10 protein-coding genes and 1 pseudogene are annotated in these 18,702 nt (G+C 54.6%); 9 read left to right on the plus strand and 2 right to left on the minus strand.

Translation table 11 applies throughout. From position 1 onward, the window contains the following. Positions 1–578 precede the first annotated feature (578 nt). Positions 579–926 (plus strand): hypothetical protein, encoded by a 348-nt coding sequence (locus JI735_RS36005; RefSeq protein ID WP_233475952.1) that lies wholly within the window; start codon positions 579–581, stop codon positions 924–926. Next, positions 824–2,383, plus strand: a complete 1,560-nt coding sequence (locus tag JI735_RS18295) for a peptidoglycan D,D-transpeptidase FtsI family protein (RefSeq protein ID WP_233475953.1) — start codon at positions 824–826, stop codon at positions 2,381–2,383. Before JI735_RS36005 ends, JI735_RS18295 begins: the two co-directional genes overlap by 103 nt. On the opposite strand, the gene JI735_RS18300 is transcribed toward JI735_RS18295, so the two are convergent. After that, positions 2,344–3,543 carry an AI-2E family transporter gene (locus JI735_RS18300; protein WP_039838587.1) on the minus strand — a complete coding sequence of 400 codons (1,200 nt, stop codon included), beginning with the start codon at positions 3,541–3,543 and terminating at the stop codon, positions 2,344–2,346. The two genes, JI735_RS18295 and JI735_RS18300, sit on opposite strands and share 40 nt — an antisense overlap. A gap of 242 nt (positions 3,544–3,785) precedes the next feature. Between JI735_RS18300 and JI735_RS18305 the strand changes: the two genes are divergently transcribed. The 7 genes and pseudogenes from JI735_RS18305 to JI735_RS18340 all read left to right on the plus strand — a co-directional run bounded on the left by JI735_RS18305 (position 3,786) and on the right by JI735_RS18340 (position 16,085). After that, positions 3,786–5,165, plus strand: a complete 1,380-nt coding sequence (locus JI735_RS18305; protein ID WP_039838586.1) for a polysaccharide deacetylase family protein — start codon at positions 3,786–3,788, stop codon at positions 5,163–5,165. Positions 5,166–5,378: 213 nt separating this feature from the next. Continuing rightward, on the plus strand, positions 5,379–6,395 hold the full coding sequence (locus JI735_RS18310) for a glycoside hydrolase family 130 protein (protein WP_039838585.1): 1,017 nt from the start codon (positions 5,379–5,381) through the stop codon (positions 6,393–6,395). A gap of 288 nt (positions 6,396–6,683) precedes the next feature. Beyond that, positions 6,684–8,006, plus strand: a complete 1,323-nt coding sequence (locus tag JI735_RS18315) for an extracellular solute-binding protein (protein ID WP_202676272.1) — start codon at positions 6,684–6,686, stop codon at positions 8,004–8,006. Positions 8,007–8,107: 101 nt separating this feature from the next. Beyond that, positions 8,108–8,983 (plus strand): carbohydrate ABC transporter permease, encoded by an 876-nt coding sequence (locus JI735_RS18320; protein ID WP_039838582.1) that lies wholly within the window; start codon positions 8,108–8,110, stop codon positions 8,981–8,983. Positions 8,984–9,032: 49 nt separating this feature from the next. Further along, positions 9,033–9,863 carry a carbohydrate ABC transporter permease gene (locus JI735_RS18325; RefSeq protein WP_039838581.1) on the plus strand — a complete coding sequence of 277 codons (831 nt, stop codon included), beginning with the start codon at positions 9,033–9,035 and terminating at the stop codon, positions 9,861–9,863. Positions 9,864–9,936: 73 nt separating this feature from the next. Next, a complete protein-coding gene (locus JI735_RS36010; protein ID WP_233475954.1) occupies positions 9,937–13,314 on the plus strand; it encodes a response regulator in 3,378 nt (1,125 codons plus the stop codon). 465 nt (positions 13,315–13,779) lie between these two features. Then, positions 13,780–16,085: pseudogene (locus JI735_RS18340) on the plus strand (glycoside hydrolase family 3 C-terminal domain-containing protein). A 926-nt stretch (positions 16,086–17,011) separates the two neighbouring features. On the opposite strand, the gene ilvD reads toward JI735_RS18340, so the two are convergent. Continuing rightward, complete coding sequence (ilvD, locus tag JI735_RS18345; RefSeq protein ID WP_020426883.1) at positions 17,012–18,697, minus strand: dihydroxy-acid dehydratase; 1,686 nt, start codon at positions 18,695–18,697, stop codon at positions 17,012–17,014. Positions 18,698–18,702: the final 5 nt, after the last annotated feature.

Here is an 18,702-nt window from a genome sequence, read left to right on the forward strand (position 1 = left end):
TAAGTTTACTTTTTCCACTTAAACTTACCGCTTGGTCCAAGTAGAAATATTTTAACTCGCCTAAGCTATGTGTTCGTCCCTAGGTATACTTTTAATTTCAAGCGTCGATAATGTTAAAAGGTTTTATTCGTAATGTGTGGTTAATGGGGGGGATTGGGTTGACGTACCAAGAGGTATACGACCTTCATGAGCAGCTGCTTTTAATCTATGAAAAAAACAGGAAGTCTCCAAGTCCATATCAGCGGAAAATCAATCATTACAAGAGGCAACTTTATATCGCCCAAGATATTGTTCAGCGGATATACGTATTGAATCAGTTAATCATCCTCCATGAGAAGAGCAGGGAAGAGCAGATTAAATGGTGTTCTAAAGAGTATTTTAATTGAACCCTATCACGGAATAAATATGAGTCCTGATGATCAAGAAACCCTTGATGATCGGGGCTTTTTTTAAAAGGACACCGGGCATGCATCACCGGACAACCAAGCCGGCAATAAGTCAGGTAATAAATCCGCAACGTGGGCATAATAGATGCCATGAAGCCCGTCTGCCGAATAAGGTATCATTGGACTGGAGGAATGGCTCTGCACAAGCTTATTCATAAACGTATTTTTTGGGGCTCGCTTATCCTGTGTTTGCTGGTGGCTGTGCTGATCGTCCGGCTGGCTTGGGTACAGTTGCTTCTGAAGGACCGCAAAGTACCGGGGGCGGAATACTCCATGGCCCAGATGGCCGCGATCCAGAGTGAGCGGGAGGTGGTGCTCGACAGCGGCCGGGGGCGGCTGTACGACCGCAGCGGCCAGCCGCTGGCCGGCGAAACGGTGTGGACGGCGGCTTTTTTTCCCGGGACGAAGCGGAAGCGGACGCAGAGGAGAGTGCTGCCGGCAAGGAGAAGCTGCGGCAGCTTGCCACAGTGCTGGGAGTGACCTACGAGCAGCTTCAGGCTGAACGCAGCGGGCTGAAAGAGCCGCTGCTCTGGCCTTCAGGCAGCGGCAAAAATCCGCTGGAGCTGACACCGGGGCAGGCTGAAGCGGTTGAAGCGCTGGCCGTCGGCGGTGTGCGGGCGCTGCCTTTTGCCCGCCGGTATACAGGGGAAGCGACAGGCCGCCAATGGCTGGGCTACCTGTCGGAAGCTAAAGCGGCGGAGGCGAAGGAATCGCCGACCGGTCTGAGAGTTCCCTGGACGGGAACCGCCGGTCTGGAGAGGACGCTGGAGCCGCTTATGCAGGGGGTGGGCCATACTGAAGCTTATGCCCAGGTGGATGCGCGCGGCAGCCGTCTTCCTGACAGTCCCATTAAAGTGAGAGCGCCGGGGAATCCTTATTATCCGCTGTCTTTGTACACGACCATAGACAAGAAGCTTCAAGAGAATATTGAGAAGCTGGCTGTGAAATCCGGAGTCAAAGAAGGCGCTGTAGTGGTGCTGGATGCCGCCACCGGTGATATTGAAGCCATGGTTTCATTGCCGTTCTATAATCCGGCGCAGATTTCGCCGGAAGGAGGCGAGTGGAACAACCGGGCGCTTCAGGCCGCGGTTCCCGGCTCTATCTTCAAGATTGTAACCGCCGCTGCGGCACTGGAAGCCGGTGTGACTTCCCCTGAGGAAAAGTTCTATTGCTCCGGGCATTACGGTAAATATGGCCTGTCCTGCCTGAATGGGACAGGACACGGCTCCCTTACCATGGCGCAAGGGTTCGCCGTGTCCTGCAATACCGTATTTGCCTCCCTGGCTGAGCGGCTCAGCGGAGCCCAACTGCAGTCCGCCGCACTGGCGCTGGGGCTGGGCCGGGATATCAGCTGGCAAGCGGAGAATACGCTGGGCCTGCCGCTGCTCCGTCCGCTGTCCGGGGAGCAGCCGGGGGCGATCTTTACCACTCTGCTGCCCGATGACGGCGGGGCGAGGGTGCAGACGGCGATTGGCCAGCGCGATGTCCGGGTCACGCCGCTTCAGGCGGCCAACCTGCTGGTTACGCTGCTGCACGGCGGAGAAGTCCATGCGCCGCGTATACTCCAGCGGGTGGCCTTCGCCAACGGACAGACGCTGAAAGAGCTTCCAGGCCACTTAGCCCCGTCTCCCCAGGGCCGAATCTCGCCGCCGACAGCCCATGTGCTGCTCTCCCTGCTGCGGAAGGTTGTGACCGCAGGAACCGGCAAAAGCCTGCAGGGCACGAAATGGCCCCTTGCAGGCAAGTCAGGTACAGCCCAGACATGGGTGAAGGGCATGCCGCGCAATAACCAGTGGTTCATCGGCTACGGACCGGCCGGGCATCCCGGATTTGCGGTGTCCGTCCTGGTGGAGAATGTGGCCCCGGGGAGCCCGCATGCGGCCACCAGGCTGTTTGGTCAGGTGTTTGATCTGCTGGCGGAATCCTCCGGCGCGTGAGTCCCATCGGGATCACCCGACACGGCCTCGCCTCCCGGAGTGGACGGCTCGCCTGATGCTGCGAATGGCGAGACAATGAACTCTTCCTTCGGCAGGAAAATCCAGCGCTGGAGATAGCCCTGCTGAAGCAGTTCCTTGAGCAGTATGAGCAGGATCGGCGAGAGAATCAAGCCCGCGAAGCCAAAGATGGAGCTGGACAGAATAACGAACGACAGCATCAGGAAGGCGGAGGATACGCCGATGGAATTACCGGTGATCTTCGGCTCCAGCAGCTGCCGCACAATCAGCACCACCGCAAGCAGCACAATCAGGCCTATGGCCAGCGTGGTGTTGCCGATAATGAACAGATATACAATCCAGGGGATCAGTATCGTTGACACCCCGAGCAGCGGCAGCACATCAAATATGGCGCAGACCAAAGCCATAGTGATTTCATTGCCGCTTCTAAGAATAAAGAGCCCGGCCAGGACAATGACGAAGGTAATGCTGATTAGAATCAGCTGTGCTTTGAGATAGGACCCGATGGCCTTGAAGACATTTCCCTGCAGAAAAGCATAAGCTGTCTTAAATGTTTTGGGCATCTTGTCATGGGCGATTTTACGCCAGTCCTTAATCTCCATGCTGAGAAAAAAGGCGAGAATAATCGCGATGCCAAAATTAGCCATAAATGAAGAGAAGGAGCCAAGCACTCCGATCATATATTTAAGGAAGATTACCAGCCAGCCCGAAAGCACATTGGTGGCTTGCTTAAAATATCCGTTGATTTTGTCGGTAAGGTCCGGCGGAAGCGCCTCAACTTTGTGCTGCAAATAATTGGTCGTCTCAGCAAATTGCTGCTGGACTATATATGTATATCTGGGCAGATCATCCTGGAACTTAAGAGCCTGCATCGTAATGAGCAGCCCGGCGCCGAACAACACACCCAGCAGCACAATCAGGAACAGGATAACTGAAATCGCGGAAGCAAACGGTTTGGCCATTCCCCGGCGGTTCAGAAAACGGGCCAGCGGCTCGATCATCAGAAATACAAAAAATGATAAGAACACAGGCGCGGCGAGCCGGTACACCGTACTGAAAGCGAGCATCACAAGATATACGGTAAGCACGACTAAACCGATGTCGAATATGGTGCGCCAATATTTTTTGTACAGCGGCAACATGGATATGAACGACTCCTTTTTAGATAAAATAACAAATTCAGCTTTAATTCATTGTACACGATTTTAACAAAAAAGCGTCTTTTTCTTTGATACCTGTGTTAAAATAGGGGGTAACGTTTTTTCGTGGGAATCTGCCTACTTAAAAACTGCGGGGCATACTTCACTCTACTTGGCCGTATCACTGAATCTGCTTGCAGACCCAACGCGAGCCAAAGTCAACTCTGGAAAAGCGGGGAATTTATATGCAGACTTTGCTGCTCTGGTTATTTTATATTTCAACATTTTATGCCTTTATCCCTGGGATGATCAGCCGGATATTCGGATATCGCGTCTTCCGCAAAGGGATTGGCCGCAATGAATTTGCGCTTACGTTTGACGATGGTCCGGACTCGCTTTATACACCGCTGCTGCTTGATCTGCTGAAACGCTACGGTGCCAAAGCCACTTTTTTTGTCGTCGGCTCCCATGCTGAACAGAACCCGGAAATAATCAGGCGCATGCATGCTGAAGGGCATTTGATCGGAATCCATAATTACGTTCACAAGACGAATTGGCTGATGCGTCCGGCTACCGTCAAACGCCAGATACAGCACACAGATGACATTATTTTCAGTATTACCGGTGAACGGAGCACTTATTACCGTCCCCCCTGGGGGATCGTTAATCTGTTCGATTTTTCGAAACGCCGCCAGGTGCAGATCGTACTATGGTCGGCAATGTTCGGCGACTGGAAGGAAAAGCTCGGCGCAGACCGGCTGACAGAAAAGCTGCTTGCCAAGCTGAATCCAGGCGAAGTGATGCTGCTGCATGATTGCGGCACCACACTCGGGGCGGACCCGAATGCGCCGGAGCATATGCTGGTCGCCTTGGAGCGGATGCTGCAGGAGGCGGAACAACGCGGGCTGCGCAGCATCCGCATCGATGAGATGATCAGGATGGTGCAAAGCTCTCCGGTTCAAAAGCTTTCTTTTGGCAAAAGGCTCCTTGTCGGCTTATGGCTGGCTTGGGAACAGGTATTCCAGCTGATGCTGCGGATTAAGACCATCTCACCGGCAGATCCGTTCCTGCATTACCGCATGCGCAAATATAAGGGCGAGCCTGTACAGATGGAAGGCGGCGAACGGCTGACCAAAGGCGACAAGGTGATTGAACTGCATATCGACAACAGGCAGCTGTTCGAGCTTGGCATTCATTCCCGTTCCTCGGCGCAGCTGGCGATCCGCATGATCCGCCGGATGGAGAAGGATATGCCGGTGCTGGCGCAGCGGATTGCTGCGGATATAGACCTGGCCGAAGCGAAAGCGTTGTACGGTGTCAGTATGATCAACCGCGGACCGGAGAAATTCGGGTTCATGGTGCTGGATCTGCCGAAAGGGTGGTTTGCGCGGTCGACCAAGTTTTACCTGAGCATCCTGCTGAGTGTCATCCATCCGGCAGGCGGGGCAAGGCTGAAGGAACGGAGCGAGGTGCTGGTTCCCAAAATGATGCTGATGCCCGTCTCCCAGCTGCTTGACCAGATGAACCAGCAGCGCCCGCAGAAACAGGTGAAGCCGCGTGAACAGCTGCGGGAAGAGGAGTTGTCTCTGGAAGCCGAGCTGCCGGCGGCCACGGTTGTGCACTAATGATCACTGTTAATTGAAATGAAACAGCAATTATAAGATAAGCTTCTGTGACCTCAGGTTGCAGGAGCTTTTTTTGATTTTTAAGGAACAAGCCGGCAAACTAGCGCTATTATTCGGATGATTTCTAAACTATGGAGGATATTTTGCACCCCGGGGGCGGGCTATAATTGGAATAATCAATCGAAGTAGAGGCTACCCTGAGGAGGCAAAGCAATGAAAATCAACAGACATCCGGAGAATCCGATTGTCGTTCCGGGCAAATATGACTGGAGGCTGGCGACTGTGTTCAATCCGGCAGTCATCAAGGACGGCGGCAAGTTTTATATGATTGAGCGGACCGCTGGCTCATTGACCCCGTGCAAAAATTTTCTGGGCCTGCTGGAAAGCGAAGACGGCGTGCATTTTACACATGTGAAGGAGGAGCCGGTAGTCACTCCCGATATGCTCGGCTTTCCTTATGGCAGCGTGCAGGACCCGAGAATCGTGAAGATCGGAGACATGTTCTACATGACGTTTGCGCTTCGTCCCTGTGCGATGAACTATTACCCGACTGGAACCGGTATTCCTGAACGCTCCATTCCCGAATATCCCGATGGCTGGGGAGAGGAAGAGGGGCACTGGCTGACCCGCTCCATCCTGATGTCTTCCCGCAATTTGACCGACTGGGAATATGTAAGCACGACTACACCGCTGGAGATCAACGACCGCAATAATATGCTGTTCCCGGAGAAGATCGGCGGCAAATACGCGCTGCTGCGCAGGCCGGAGGAGTATATCGGTGAGGCGTACGGAACAGAGCAGGCGGCTATCTGGATTTCCTATTCGGATGATCTGAAAAGCTGGGAAGCGCCAACCCTGCTGGCCAAAGCGGAAAACGGCTGGGAAAATAAAAAAATCGGTGCGTCCACCCCGCCGATCCGCACGGAACATGGCTGGCTGCTGCTCTATCACGGCGTAGACAGCGATACGGTGTACCGTTTGGGCGCGATGCTGCTGGATTTGGAGAACCCGTCCAAGGTAATCGCCAGAACGAAGGAATTTATTATGGAGCCGGAGACTTATTATGAAAAATTCGGCTATCAGATTCCCAACGTGATTTTCCCGACCGGCTGTGTGCTGGATGAGGGCATTCTGCATATCTACTATGGTGTAACCGATACGGCGATCGCATTGGCTACGGTTCCGCTCTCCGAGATGCTGGAGCATCTGCTAGGGGCGGCTGTGCTGTAGCAGCAGAGGTAACCTACAACCGCTTGACCCTTTCAAGCGGTTATATAAACCCTTGTATTGGAAGCGTTTACTGTGAAAACAAAGAAAGAAAATTGTTATTTACATTACATTTAGTGTAATATAACATGACTTATTTTCGAGAATTTTGGCAGTTTTTAGCGGTTTATTGCAAATCATCTGAATAATCAAGGATATAATCTAACATTTGTGGGATATAGGGAGCCGCCGATAGCTTCTATAATTAACGTATCGTTAAACTTATGAGAAAGAGGGTTGATTATAGTGACAATGAACAAGACAAAAAAAGCAGCATTACTCGGTATGGCGGGCGTACTGGCCCTGTTCACGGCCGCTTGCGGCAACAGCAACAGTGCGGATAACGCCAGCGGAAGCGGGAACGGGAACGGAAACGGAAATGCGGGAGAAACCGTCACCCTGAACATGATGCATCCCTGGACATCGCCCAATGTGGACAATGAGGTGTACAAGGCACGGATCGCGAAATTCGAGGAAGAGCATCCGAATATCGTCATTAAGCAGGACGGTGTGCCGTCCGCACAATACAAAACGAAGCTGCGCACACTGGCTGCCGCCAACAATCTGGCGGACATCAATGTCGTCTGGCCCGGAGCGGATCTGGAGCCGCTGGTGGAAGGAAGTCTGGTGGAGCCGATTGACAGTCTGATGGACAACTGGAAGGCGATTTTGCCCGAGACTGCTCTGGCCGGGTTCAACATTGGCGGCAAACAATATGCGATTCCGACGAAGCAAACTTTTGTGGACATTATTTATTACAACAAGGATATGTTCGCCCAGGTTGGCTATACGGAGTTCCCGGATACCTACGATAAACTGATCGATGCGGTCAAAAAGCTGAAGGCTGCCGGCATTACGCCAATCTCACTGGGCAACAAAGAGCAATGGCCGCTGCAGTCCTCCTACCTGTCCATTATCGGGGACCGCTTCACCGGCAGTGACTTCCTCGGCAAGGTGATGAAGAAGGAAGCGAAGTTTACAGAACCTGACTTTGTCAAAGCCATTTCAGTCATCGATGAATTGACCAAGCTGGATGCCTTCAATACCGATGCCAACAATATGGATTCCGTGCAGGGACAGGATTATTTCATCCAGGGAAAAGCAGCTATGCATATCTCCTCCTCGACGGTAGACGCACGAATCCGCATCAATAATGACGAAGGCGGCAAGTTCGGCATTGCCCTCTTCCCAAGTGTGAACGGCGGCAAAGGCGACCCGGTCAAGAGCGCAGGTGTAGTGCAGTACGGCATTGCGATCAAGAGCGGACTGGATGAGAAAACCAAGGCGGCAGCCGAGGAGTTCATGAAGTATTTTGTGAGCGAGGATCTGTACAAGGAGCTGATCCGCAACGGGGTAGTGGTACCGGCCACCGTAGAAATTCCCGAGGATGCCAGCCCGTATCTGAAAGAAATGCTGGAGCTTACCAGCAAAGGCACGGCCCCTGTATTTGACAGCATTATCCCGACGCAGGTGGTGGATGTAGTACAGAATGGTATACAGGCGCTCACCGTGGGCCGCGGCACACCGGAACAGGTCGCCAAGGATGCGCAGGAAGCGGTTGACCAACTGAACTAGGACCGGATAGGGAGAAACGGAGTCCGTCTGTGGAGTCAACAGGCGAAGCCGTTTCTCCGTTTCATAAGCAGAAGAGGAATCGACTGGAAGGGGGATGCCCTGTGCATACGCTTAAGCAAACTAGACTGGCGATCTTTATCGGATTATTTCCGGCGCTGGTCATCTATCTTGGAATTGCGATCATACCGATCGGCATTTCGCTTTACTACTCGGTGATGGACTGGAACGGGATCGGCAAGATGACTTTTATCGGCCTGGACAACTATTCGCGTATTCTCACGGATGATACGTTCTGGCTTTCGGTTCAGAATAACGTTGTGATTATGCTTACCGGGTTGGTCGGGCAGATTCCGCTGGGCCTGATTATGGCTCTGCTGCTGAACCGGGGGCTGAAGGGCTCCGGCTTTTTCCGTACCGTAGGGTTTATGCCCGTTGTAATTTCTTCTGTCATGGTTTCCTTAATTTGGGGCATGATTTATAACACAGAATACGGAATGCTGAACAGCATGCTGGCGTTCTTCGGGCTGGGGGGCTGGCAGCAGAACTGGCTGGGCGACATGAAGTGGTCCATGCTGTCGATCAGTGTGGCGTACATTTGGCAGAACTGCGGGCTGTACATGGTTATTTTCCTCGCCGCCCTGCAAAATATTCCGGATGAAGTCAATGAAGCGGCAGAGCTGGACGGCGCAACAGGCTTCCGGCGCACGCTGCATATCACTATTCCGATGCTCCGCAGCACGATTATGGTTGCGGTGGTGTACAGCATCAGCAACTCTTTCCGGGTGTTTGATCTGATCCAGGTGCTTACCGGCGGCGGCCCGGCGCATCAGACCGAAGTCATGACGCTCTATATGTACAACAGTGCGTTCATGAATCTGCGCTACGGGTACGGCAGTGCGGTATCCATTCTGATCCTGCTGTTCAGTCTGATTGTGATTAGCATCGTCAACCGGATCGGCCGGGAGAAGGATGCCTGAGGATGATTTTATCAGAAACTAAGGTTATTTATGAAAGGAGGAAGACATAATGAAGAAAAAATCGCCGTTGTTCAAAATCTTCGCCTACACATTTTTAAGCCTGTTCGCTATTATGAATATAATTCCGATTTTCTGGATGATCGTCAACTCCTTTAAAGAAGAGCAGGAATATGCGGCGAACCCGTTTTCCTTTCCAACCACACTGCATTTCTCGAACTATACCAAAGCTTGGGAAGTTGCCAATATGAATATATACTTTTTGAACAGTCTGCTGATTACGTTCGTATCGCTGCTCGTAACTGTGCTGCTGGGCTCGCTTGCCGCCTATTTTCTCGCACGGTTCACCTTCAGGCTGCGCGGGTTTACGTATGCGCTGTTCTTGCTGGGGATGCTGGTGCCGATTCACGCCACCTTGATTCCCATCTTTCTGATTATGCAAAAATTAAGTCTCATTGATACGTATTTATCGCTTATCCTGCCTTACACCGCTTTTCACCTGTCGCTGACGGTGTTTATCCTGGAGGGCTTCATGCGGGGGTTTCCCAAGGATCTGGAGGAATCGGGCATCATGGACGGGGCCGGGGTATTCCGCATTTTCTGGTCTATTATTCTGCCTATTACCCGCCCTGCGATGGCTACAGTGGTAATACTCAACTTTATATACAACTGGAATGAATATTTATTCGCGCTGGTGCTGATCACCTCCAATTCGCTTAAAACGCTGCCTCTCGGTCTGGCGAACTTTGTAGGCGTGGAGACGGCGAGTTATACTTTGCAGATGTCGGCGCTGACTATCGCGCTTGTTCCCATACTGATCTTCTATCTGCTGCTGCAAAAGCAGCTGGTAACCGGGATGACCGCAGGGGCCGTCAAGGGCTGAGCCTGGAGACTCCGGTCCATCGGCTGGCAGCTGCAAAGAAGCAGGCGGTGGAGAGAAAAAGGAGTCTTAAAGGATGAAGATACGCTGGAGAAAGCCCCGTAATTTCGGTCTAAAGCGCAAGGCGCTGGTCATATTTCTGCTCTTTGTCATTTTGCCGACCATCGGGGTTGGGGTCATTGTGCAATATAAATATAACAAGGTCCTGCGCGAGCAGTTCATCAGCTCGACCAGGCGCAACCTTGACAATGTGACCAGCCAGCTTGGCGAGCAGACCAAAATGGTGGAGGACATCGCGGATTATTTTATCCTGAGTCCCGATATGCGGAACTTTCTCCGCAGCTATCCACCGCTTGGGAATGAACAGAAGGCGGTATACAAACGTAATATTGAAGATTTTCTGACCTTTCAATTGATGTCGAAAAGTTATATCCGCTCCATCGTCATCTCCGGCTTCAACGGCAATTCCATCGAGATGGGCGAGCCGTTCAGCGGGGATGAAGGGGTGTGGGAACGTGAGGCGGTGGCCCGCAAAGGCGGGATATACTGGACGGAAGGCTATCCGCTGAAAAGCTCCTGGAACGGGCAGGTCCGGGTGCTGTCGATGATCCGTATCCTGAACTCCTTCAGTGAGATCACGAAACCCCTCGGCATGCTGACCATCCGCTTAGATGAGGCTTCCATAGCCGCACAGCTTGAAAAAGGCGTGCTGGCTGCTGACTACGGAAGCGTGTTCATGGTAGGCGGGGCAGGGGATCTGATCCTGGAATCGGTCAACCGTCTTCCGGGTGGCTATGTTCCCGGCCCATCCCAGATGCATGCGCTTACCACCGGCACAAACAAGCTGGCAGCCTACACGGTTGCCGGCAAGCGGTACCTGACGATGTACAATCAAATCGAAAATTCCGAGTGGAAAGTGGTTGTCATGATCTCTGAGGCCAAAATGGCGGAGGAATTCCGCGGCGTCAAGATCGTGATGCTTATCATCCTGACAGCCATACTGGTACTGGCGCTCACCGCACTATTCGGGTTCCACTACACCATTATCCGTCCCATTCTAAGACTGAAAATCGAAACGGGGCGGGTGGCCGGCGGGGACTTCAGCGCGCGGGTGCCTATCGACTCACAGGATGAAATCGCCGAGCTGAACAGCAAGTTTAATGAGATGGTTATGACGATCCAGCAGCTCATTGAACATAAATATAAGCTTGAGCTGCGGGAGAGGGAATCGGAGCTGCGGCTGATGCAGAATCAGATGGACCCGCATTTTCTCTATAACACGCTGGATATGATCCGTTGGACGGCCCGTCTGGAGCAGGCGGAGCAGTCCAGCCAGCTGATCGAAATGCTGTCCAGGTTCTTTCGGGCCAGCGTCAATAATGGCAGCTACCAGACGACGCTGGGCAAGGAAATGGAATTTGTCCAGGCCTACTTGTATTTACAGCAGTACCGGCTGGGGGACAAGCTGTCTTATTCGCTGCACCTGGAGCCGGGGATTGAGGACGCTGTCACCCTGAAGGCGACCATTCAGCCTCTGGTGGAGAACGCGCTTAAGCATGCCTGGGACCGGAGCAGGCCTGTGAACAGGATCGAAGTGAAGGCTTATACAGCCGGGGATGAAATCAGGATTGAGGTGACCGATAACGGCAAGGGGATGACGGCGGACCGGGCACGGGCGGTTGCGGCAGCCCTGAAGCCTGGGCCATCAGAGCGAATAGCCGGGCACGGGGGCGCGCTGCATAATATTCATGAACGGCTGTCCATTTTCTTCGGACAGGAGTTCGGACTGAAGATCATCTATACTTCGGATGAAGGCACGGGAATCCGCATCACTCTCCCGCTGCAGCGGGCCGAAGGAGAGGGGGTGAAGATCATGAGCAATAACGGAAAAGGGAATGCCAATGGGCTTAAAATGCTGATTGTCGATGATGAGCCGATCATTTGCAAGGGACTTCGCTTGACCATCGACTGGGCTGCGCTTGGGATTGAGGTGATTGGCGAGGCCTATGACGGGGAGGAAGCACTGCAGGTGATGGCAAATACTGAAGTGGATTTCCTGCTCTCTGATATCCGGATGGAGGGGATGGACGGTCTGCAGCTGGCCGAGCAAGTAGGACAGCGGTACCCTGAGGTGCGGATGGTCATCATCAGCGGCTATGAAGATTTCGCTTATGCGCGCCAGGCCATGCGGCTTGGGGTGAACGATTATTTGCTGAAGCCGGTCAATGTGGACGAGCTTACCGGGGTAGTGGGCAAGCTGGCGGATGAAATCCGCCGCCGGCAGCAGGAGGGCGGCAAGGATGAGGTCAAGCTCTGGCTGACCAATATGGCCAGGCATGGCATAGCCTACCGCAGGGCTGTTCCGCCATCACTGCAGGGAGCGCAGTTCAGAATTCTGGCGACACAGCTCGGGTCTTTTCACGAGCGTTATGCGGAACTCGGCCAGGAGGAATACGAGCAGCTGCAGGAGCAATGGGTCAGCAGTCTTCATCAGCGTCTTTCGCTGCCCGGCCTGAGGCTGGTCTCGATCTTCGATCACGAGAATCTGCTGATCACGCTGGGGGTCTCGGACCATTGGATGGAGCCGCAGGAATGGCGGGTACTGCTGGACCGCCTTATGGAGGAGCTAATCCCCGGGGCGGGGCTGTTCTGCGGTGTATCACAGGTTTATGCAGACGCAACAGAGACGGCTGACCGCTGTACCGAAGCCGCGGAACTGCTGCGTTATTCCGTGTTGGGGCAAGCTGTTGTTTTAGATCAAGAGGCAGTCCGGCAGCGGAGCGGCGCCCGGGAGCCGGCTGCCCTGGATATTGCAGATATGGTGCAGAAGCTGGTCGCGGCTTTATTCAAGCAGGATGCCGGGGAAACGGGCGGTCTGGTGTCGGAGATGCTGCAATTTTTTAGGCGCGAGTCGTATTTGCTGCATGAAATTATGACGGTGTATGAGGAACTGTTCGCCCTGCTGCGCCAGCGGCTGCGCAAGAGCGGAATCACGGGAATGGATTACGGCCGTCAGGTCCCGGACCTGTATCTGTATAATTCTTACGAAGCTCTGGAGGAGCTGATCCGAAAGGACATGGCTGATTTGCTGGAGCTGATAGAGCAGAATGGAACAGACCGCTCCTACTGGATCGTCGAAAAGGCTAAACGTTACATCGAAGCGCAGTACCGCACCGATCTCAAGGCTTCGGAGGTCGCAGCCTGGCTGAAGATCACGCCCAGCTATTTCAGCTATATTTTCAAGCAGAGCACGGGCAAAGGCTTCACCGAATATATGAACGAGCTGAGGATCGAGCAGGCCAAGGCGCTGCTTGCGTCCACACACGACAAGGTGTTCGAAATTGCCGACCAGGTGGGCTACAAAGAATACAAGTACTTCGTGACGGTATTCAAATCCTATACGGGCATGACTCCCAAGGAATACCGGGGACTCAGGGCGAGCAAGGACTTGTAGGGCTGTGGCGGCATGACAGATTACTCCTACTCTGAGGGGATTTGTTGAATGATTGCACTTTCTGCAATAGAATGCCCATTATTCTTCGCCGAATCGCATTCTGCTGTATTTCGTGCAATAGATTTTCGGATATCTGATCAAAATCACCTTTTGGACGGGATTCTGTTGTACAGAGTGCAATAGAATCTCTTTTCGGCGCATTATGGGGCCACCTGCTGTAGAAAGTGCAATAGAATATGTTTTGATTCGGGCTTTATAGGGACTTTGGAAGGAGCAGCTCCAATGAGTCTGCAGTAAACAGACCTACTTGAGGTGTTTCAATTAAAGTGCTTAATTAAAGTGAACTAATTAAAGTGTTCTAATGCCCCAATTAAAGTGCAGAAGGTCTGCTTCCTTGCTGATTTTTGCAAATTTAATCTTTAGCGTTCAGTTTAGATGAGGGCAACAAACGGGAGGAACAAATAGATGGAAGTATACAAGAATTCATCTTTTAGTGTAGAGGAGCGGGTTCAGGATCTTCTGTCCCGCATGATGCTGCGTGAAAAAATAGGCCAGCTTAACCAGCGGATGTACGGCTGGGATGCTTACGCCTGGGAGAACGGGGAGCTGGTGCTTACCGAGGCTTTCCGGCAGGAGGTCGCTGCCGGGGGAGGCATGGGGGCGCTGTATGGATTATTCCGCAGCGACCCTTGGTCCGGCGTCGATTACAGCAATGGCATTACGGCTGCGGACAGCGCCTCCGCTGCGAACAAAGTGCAGCGTTATATTCGGGAGCACGCACGGCTTGGTATCCCGTGCTGCTCAGCGAGGAGTGTCCGCACGGCCATCAGGCGCTGGACGGCACGCTGCTGCCGGTGAATCTGGCGGTCGGGGCGACCTGGAATCCGCAGCTGATGGAGCAGGCCTACAGCCGGGTGGCCCTGGAGCTGCGCAGCCGCGGCGCCCACATCGGGCTCTTGTCCGCGCTGGATATTCTGCATGATCCGCGCTGGGGGCGTTCCGAGGAATGCTACAGCGAGGACCCGTTTCTGGCCGCTGCCTTTACGGCAGCGGCGGTGCGCGGGATGCAGGGAACGCGCGGAGAGCTGGGTTCGCCGGGCAAGGTGGCGGTGATCCTCAAGCACCTGTGCGCCCAGGGGGCTGCGCAGGGCGGAAGGAACGCCGGACCGGCAGCTATTGGGGAGCGCGAGCTGCGCGAGATCCATCTCCCGGCAGCGCGGGCGGGAGCAGAGGCAGGTGCTGCGGGATTCATGGCCGCATACAATGAAATCGACGGCATTCCCTGCCATGCCAATGAGGCGCTGCTCAGCGGTATTTTGCGCGGGGAGTGGGGGTTTGACGGCATTGTTATGGCTGACGGCCAGGCCATCGACCGTCTGGTGGCGCTCACCGGCAGCTATGAAGGGGCAGCAGCGCTGGCGTTGAGCGCCGGGGTCGATCTGAGCCTGTGGGACAAGGCGTTCACCACGCTGGAGGAGGCGGTGAAGCTGGGGCTGGCCAGCGAAGCAGATATTGACCGCGCAGCTGCACGCGTGCTGGCGCTGAAGTTCCGGCTCGGCCTGTTCGACCAGCCGTATACAGATGAGCAACTGGCCCTTACTGCCGTGGGCCATGCGGATACCCGTGAGCTGAATCTGCAGGTGGCGCGGGAATCGGTTGTATTACTGAAGAATGAGGGAGGCCTGCTTCCGCTTGCGGCTCAACACCGCCGGATTGCTGTCATCGGTCCCAACGCGGACCGGCTGTATAATCAGCTCGGCGATTATACGAGCATACAACGCGAAGGAAGCGGTACGACAGTGCTGAAGGGCATCCGGCAGTGCGCTCCAGGCGGTGCCGAGGTCGTGTATGCCCTCGGCTGCGGCATCCGCGAGTCTTCCACAGCAGGGCTGAGCGAAGCGGTGGAGCTGGCGCGCAGCGCGGATGTAGCTGTGCTGGTGCTCGGCGGCAGCAGCGCACGGCAGTTCGGCGGCGACTTCGAAGCCAACGGCGCCGCGATTATCAGTGAAGGCAGTCCGTCCGAAATGGACTGCGGGGAAGGGGTTGACCTGGCCGACCTGCGGCTCGGCGGCATCCAGCAGCAGCTCGCGGAGGCGGTTGCCGCCACCGGCACGCCGGTCGTGGCGGTCATTATCCAGGGCCGCCCGCATGCCCTGGACGGGCTGGCGCCGCTGGCTGGTGCGCTGCTCTGCACCGGGTATCCGGGGGCAGAAGGCGGACAGGCTATCGCCGAAATTCTGTTCGGCCATGTGAATCCCAGCGGCAAGCTGCCGGTGTCCCTGCCGCGCTCTTCAGGGCAGCTGCCGGTATACTACAACCAGAAGGACCCTGGCCGCCCCCGTGTATATGTGGACATGCCGTCTGCACCGCTGTATCCTTTTGGACACGGGCTCAGCTACACGAGATTTGAATACAGCAGCGTGGTATTATCGGCGGACTCAATCTCAGTCGGCGATCTGAATGCAGGCCGTAAAGTAGCCGTCAGCATCAAAGTGAGGAATACCGGAACCTCCAGGGGGATGGAGACCGTCCAGCTGTACATCCGTGCCCGCGAGTCCGGCATTACGCGCCGGATAGCGGAACTGAAGGGCTTCCACAAAATCACGTTGCAGCCTAATGAAGAGAAAACCGTGACCTTCCGCCTGGGTGTAGAAGAGTTAGGCGTGTGGAATACTGCGATGAAGTTTGCTCCCGTGCCTTGCCGGGCTACGGTTATGGCAGGAGGAAGCTCTGCTGATACCCAAGCGGCGGAGCTTGTAATCACGGGCTGATTTTGGCCGATTGGCAGGGGGAGGCAAGATTGTTCCTTGTCAACATTGATATTGACGCAGTATATTACAGAAGATGCCCTACAGTCATAGTGACTGTAGGGCATCTTTATCCGCTCCAACAATATCATCTTTTGTTTAAAAGCTGCAGCAGTTTTTGGTTAACTGCTGTTTTTTGCCTACAGACCACTCGACCACTGGCTCAGTCTACTGAGCCAGTCTTAACACAACAGTCCTGCTCTCCGTGTAACATGGAGATTGGCCCCGCTGCCGCGTCGAACCCCGCAACAACGGCAAAACTGCCGTTGTTTGGCCCCGCTGCCGCGACAAACCCCCGCAACAACGGTAAATCTGCCGTTGTTTGGCCCCGCTGCCGCGACAAACCCCCGCAACAACGGCAAAACCGCCGTTGTTTGGCCTCGCTGTCGCGTCGAACCCCGCAACAACGGCAAAACTGCCGTTGTTTGGCCCGCCGGCAGGTGAGCAGTTGGAAAAAGGGAACTTATTTTTCCCTAAAATAAACATTCGCGAGGTTTAAGTGGAAAAAGGAAACTTAATTCGGCAACTTCACTCCGCCAGGAGAGAAAAGGGCCGAATTAGTGTCCCTTTTCCACTTAGCCTGCGGAGCGCAGCGTTTTCGAGCGAATTAGTTGTACTTTTTCCATCTAACCAGCTAACGAAGCCCCGAGAAGTTACGTATGCTTCTTATGCACCTCTTACGCCACCCCTCCGCCGCGCCGAACGCCCGCAACAACGGCAACCCCGCCGTTGTTTGGCCCCGCCACCACAGTAAAAGCCCCGTAACAACGGCAAAATCGCCGTTGCTGCGGGGCCGCAGAGAACGAGGGCCTCCTGGCTGAAACACCAGCCAAGAGGCCCTCGCAGTTCCGTGCTTCCTGCATTGAAACGTTAGCCCGGCCCGGTGCCGATTAGATCTTCAGCACGCCGCCCTTGCTGGCGTTGGTTACCAGCTTGGAGTAGCGGGCCAGATAGCCAGTCTTTACCTTTGGCTCGAAGCCCTTCCAGCCGGCGCGGCGGACAGCCAGCACTTCCTCGTCAACCAGCAGCTCGATCTTGCGGTTGTTGAGGTCCAGCTCGATGATGTCGCCGTTCTCGACAAAGGCGATTGGGCCGCCTTCGGCAGCTTCCGGCGAGATATGGCCGATGCTGATGCCGCGCGATGCGCCCGAGAAGCGGCCGTCGGTGATCAGACCCACCTTGGCGCCAAGACCCATGCCGACGATCTGCGAGGTTGGAGCGAGCATTTCCGGCATGCCCGGTCCGCCCTTCGGACCTTCATAACGGATAACCACTACATGGCCTTCCTTGACTTTGCCGTTGGCGATGCCTTCCAGCGCTTCCTCCTGGGAATCGAAGCAGATGGCGGGTCCTTTATGGTAGCCGCCAACGGAAGCATCCACCGCACCGACCTTGATGATGGAGCCTTCAGGTGCAAGATTGCCGTAGAGGACAGAGAGTCCGCCCACTTCGGAATACGGGTTGTCCAGGCGGTGAATAACCGTAGTGTCCAGGATTTCATGCCCGGTGACATTTTCGGCCAGCGTTTTGCCGGTAACTGTCATGCAATCTCCGAAGATCGCGCCCGGCTTCTTCAAAAGCTCATTCAGCACGGCACTCACGCCGCCTGCCCGGTCAACGTCTTCAATGAAGATGTCGGAGGCCGGAGCCAGCTTGGACAGGTAAGGCACGCGGTTAGCGACTTCGTTAATGCGTTCCAGCGGGTAGTCAATTTCCGCTTCCTGAGCCAGTGCCAAGGTGTGCAGCACCGTATTGGTGGAGCCGCCCATAGCCATATCAAGGGCAAAGGCATTGTCGAGCGATTCCTTGGTTACGATATCACGCGGCTTCAGATCCAGCTTGATCAGCTCCATGAGCTGGGTTGCCGATTTGCGGACGAATTCTTTGCGTTCTTCGGCTACAGCGAGAATGGTGCCGTTGCCCGGCAGCGCGAGGCCCAGTGCCTCGGCCAGACAGTTCATGGAGTTCGCAGTGAACATCCCGGAACAGGAGCCGCAGGTTGGACAGCCGTATTGTTCCAGTTCAAGCAGCTCATCATCATTGATTTTGCCGACCTGGTGAGCGCCTACGCCTTCGAATACGGAAGTCAGGGAGAGCTTTTTCCCCTTGCTGTCCACACCGGCTTTCATGGGACCACCGCTGACAAAAATCGTCGGGATATTGACGCGCAGGGCGCCCATCATCATGCCCGGGGTGATTTTATCGCAGTTGGGAATGCAGACCATGCCGTCGAACCAGTGGGCGGAAACAACGGTTTCCAGGGAATCGGCAATGATCTCGCGGCTTGGCAGGGAATAACGCATCCCGATATGTCCCATGGCGATCCCGTCATCGACGCCGATGGTATTGAATTCAAAAGGAACGCCGCCGGCTTCGCGGATCGCTTCCTTGACGATTTTGCCGAATTCCTGCAAATGCACGTGGCCAGGCACGATGTCGATATAGGAATTGCAGACCGCGATGAACGGCTTGCCGAAATCCTCCTCTTTTACACCTGCTGCCCGCAAAAGACTGCGGTGCGGAGCACGGTCGAAGCCTTTTTTGATCATGTCTGAACGCATTTTCTTGACTGCCATGATGA

It is taken from the genome of Paenibacillus sonchi, from assembly GCF_016772475.1.
Lineage (GTDB): Bacteria > Bacillota > Bacilli > Paenibacillales > Paenibacillaceae > Paenibacillus_AQ > Paenibacillus_AQ sonchi.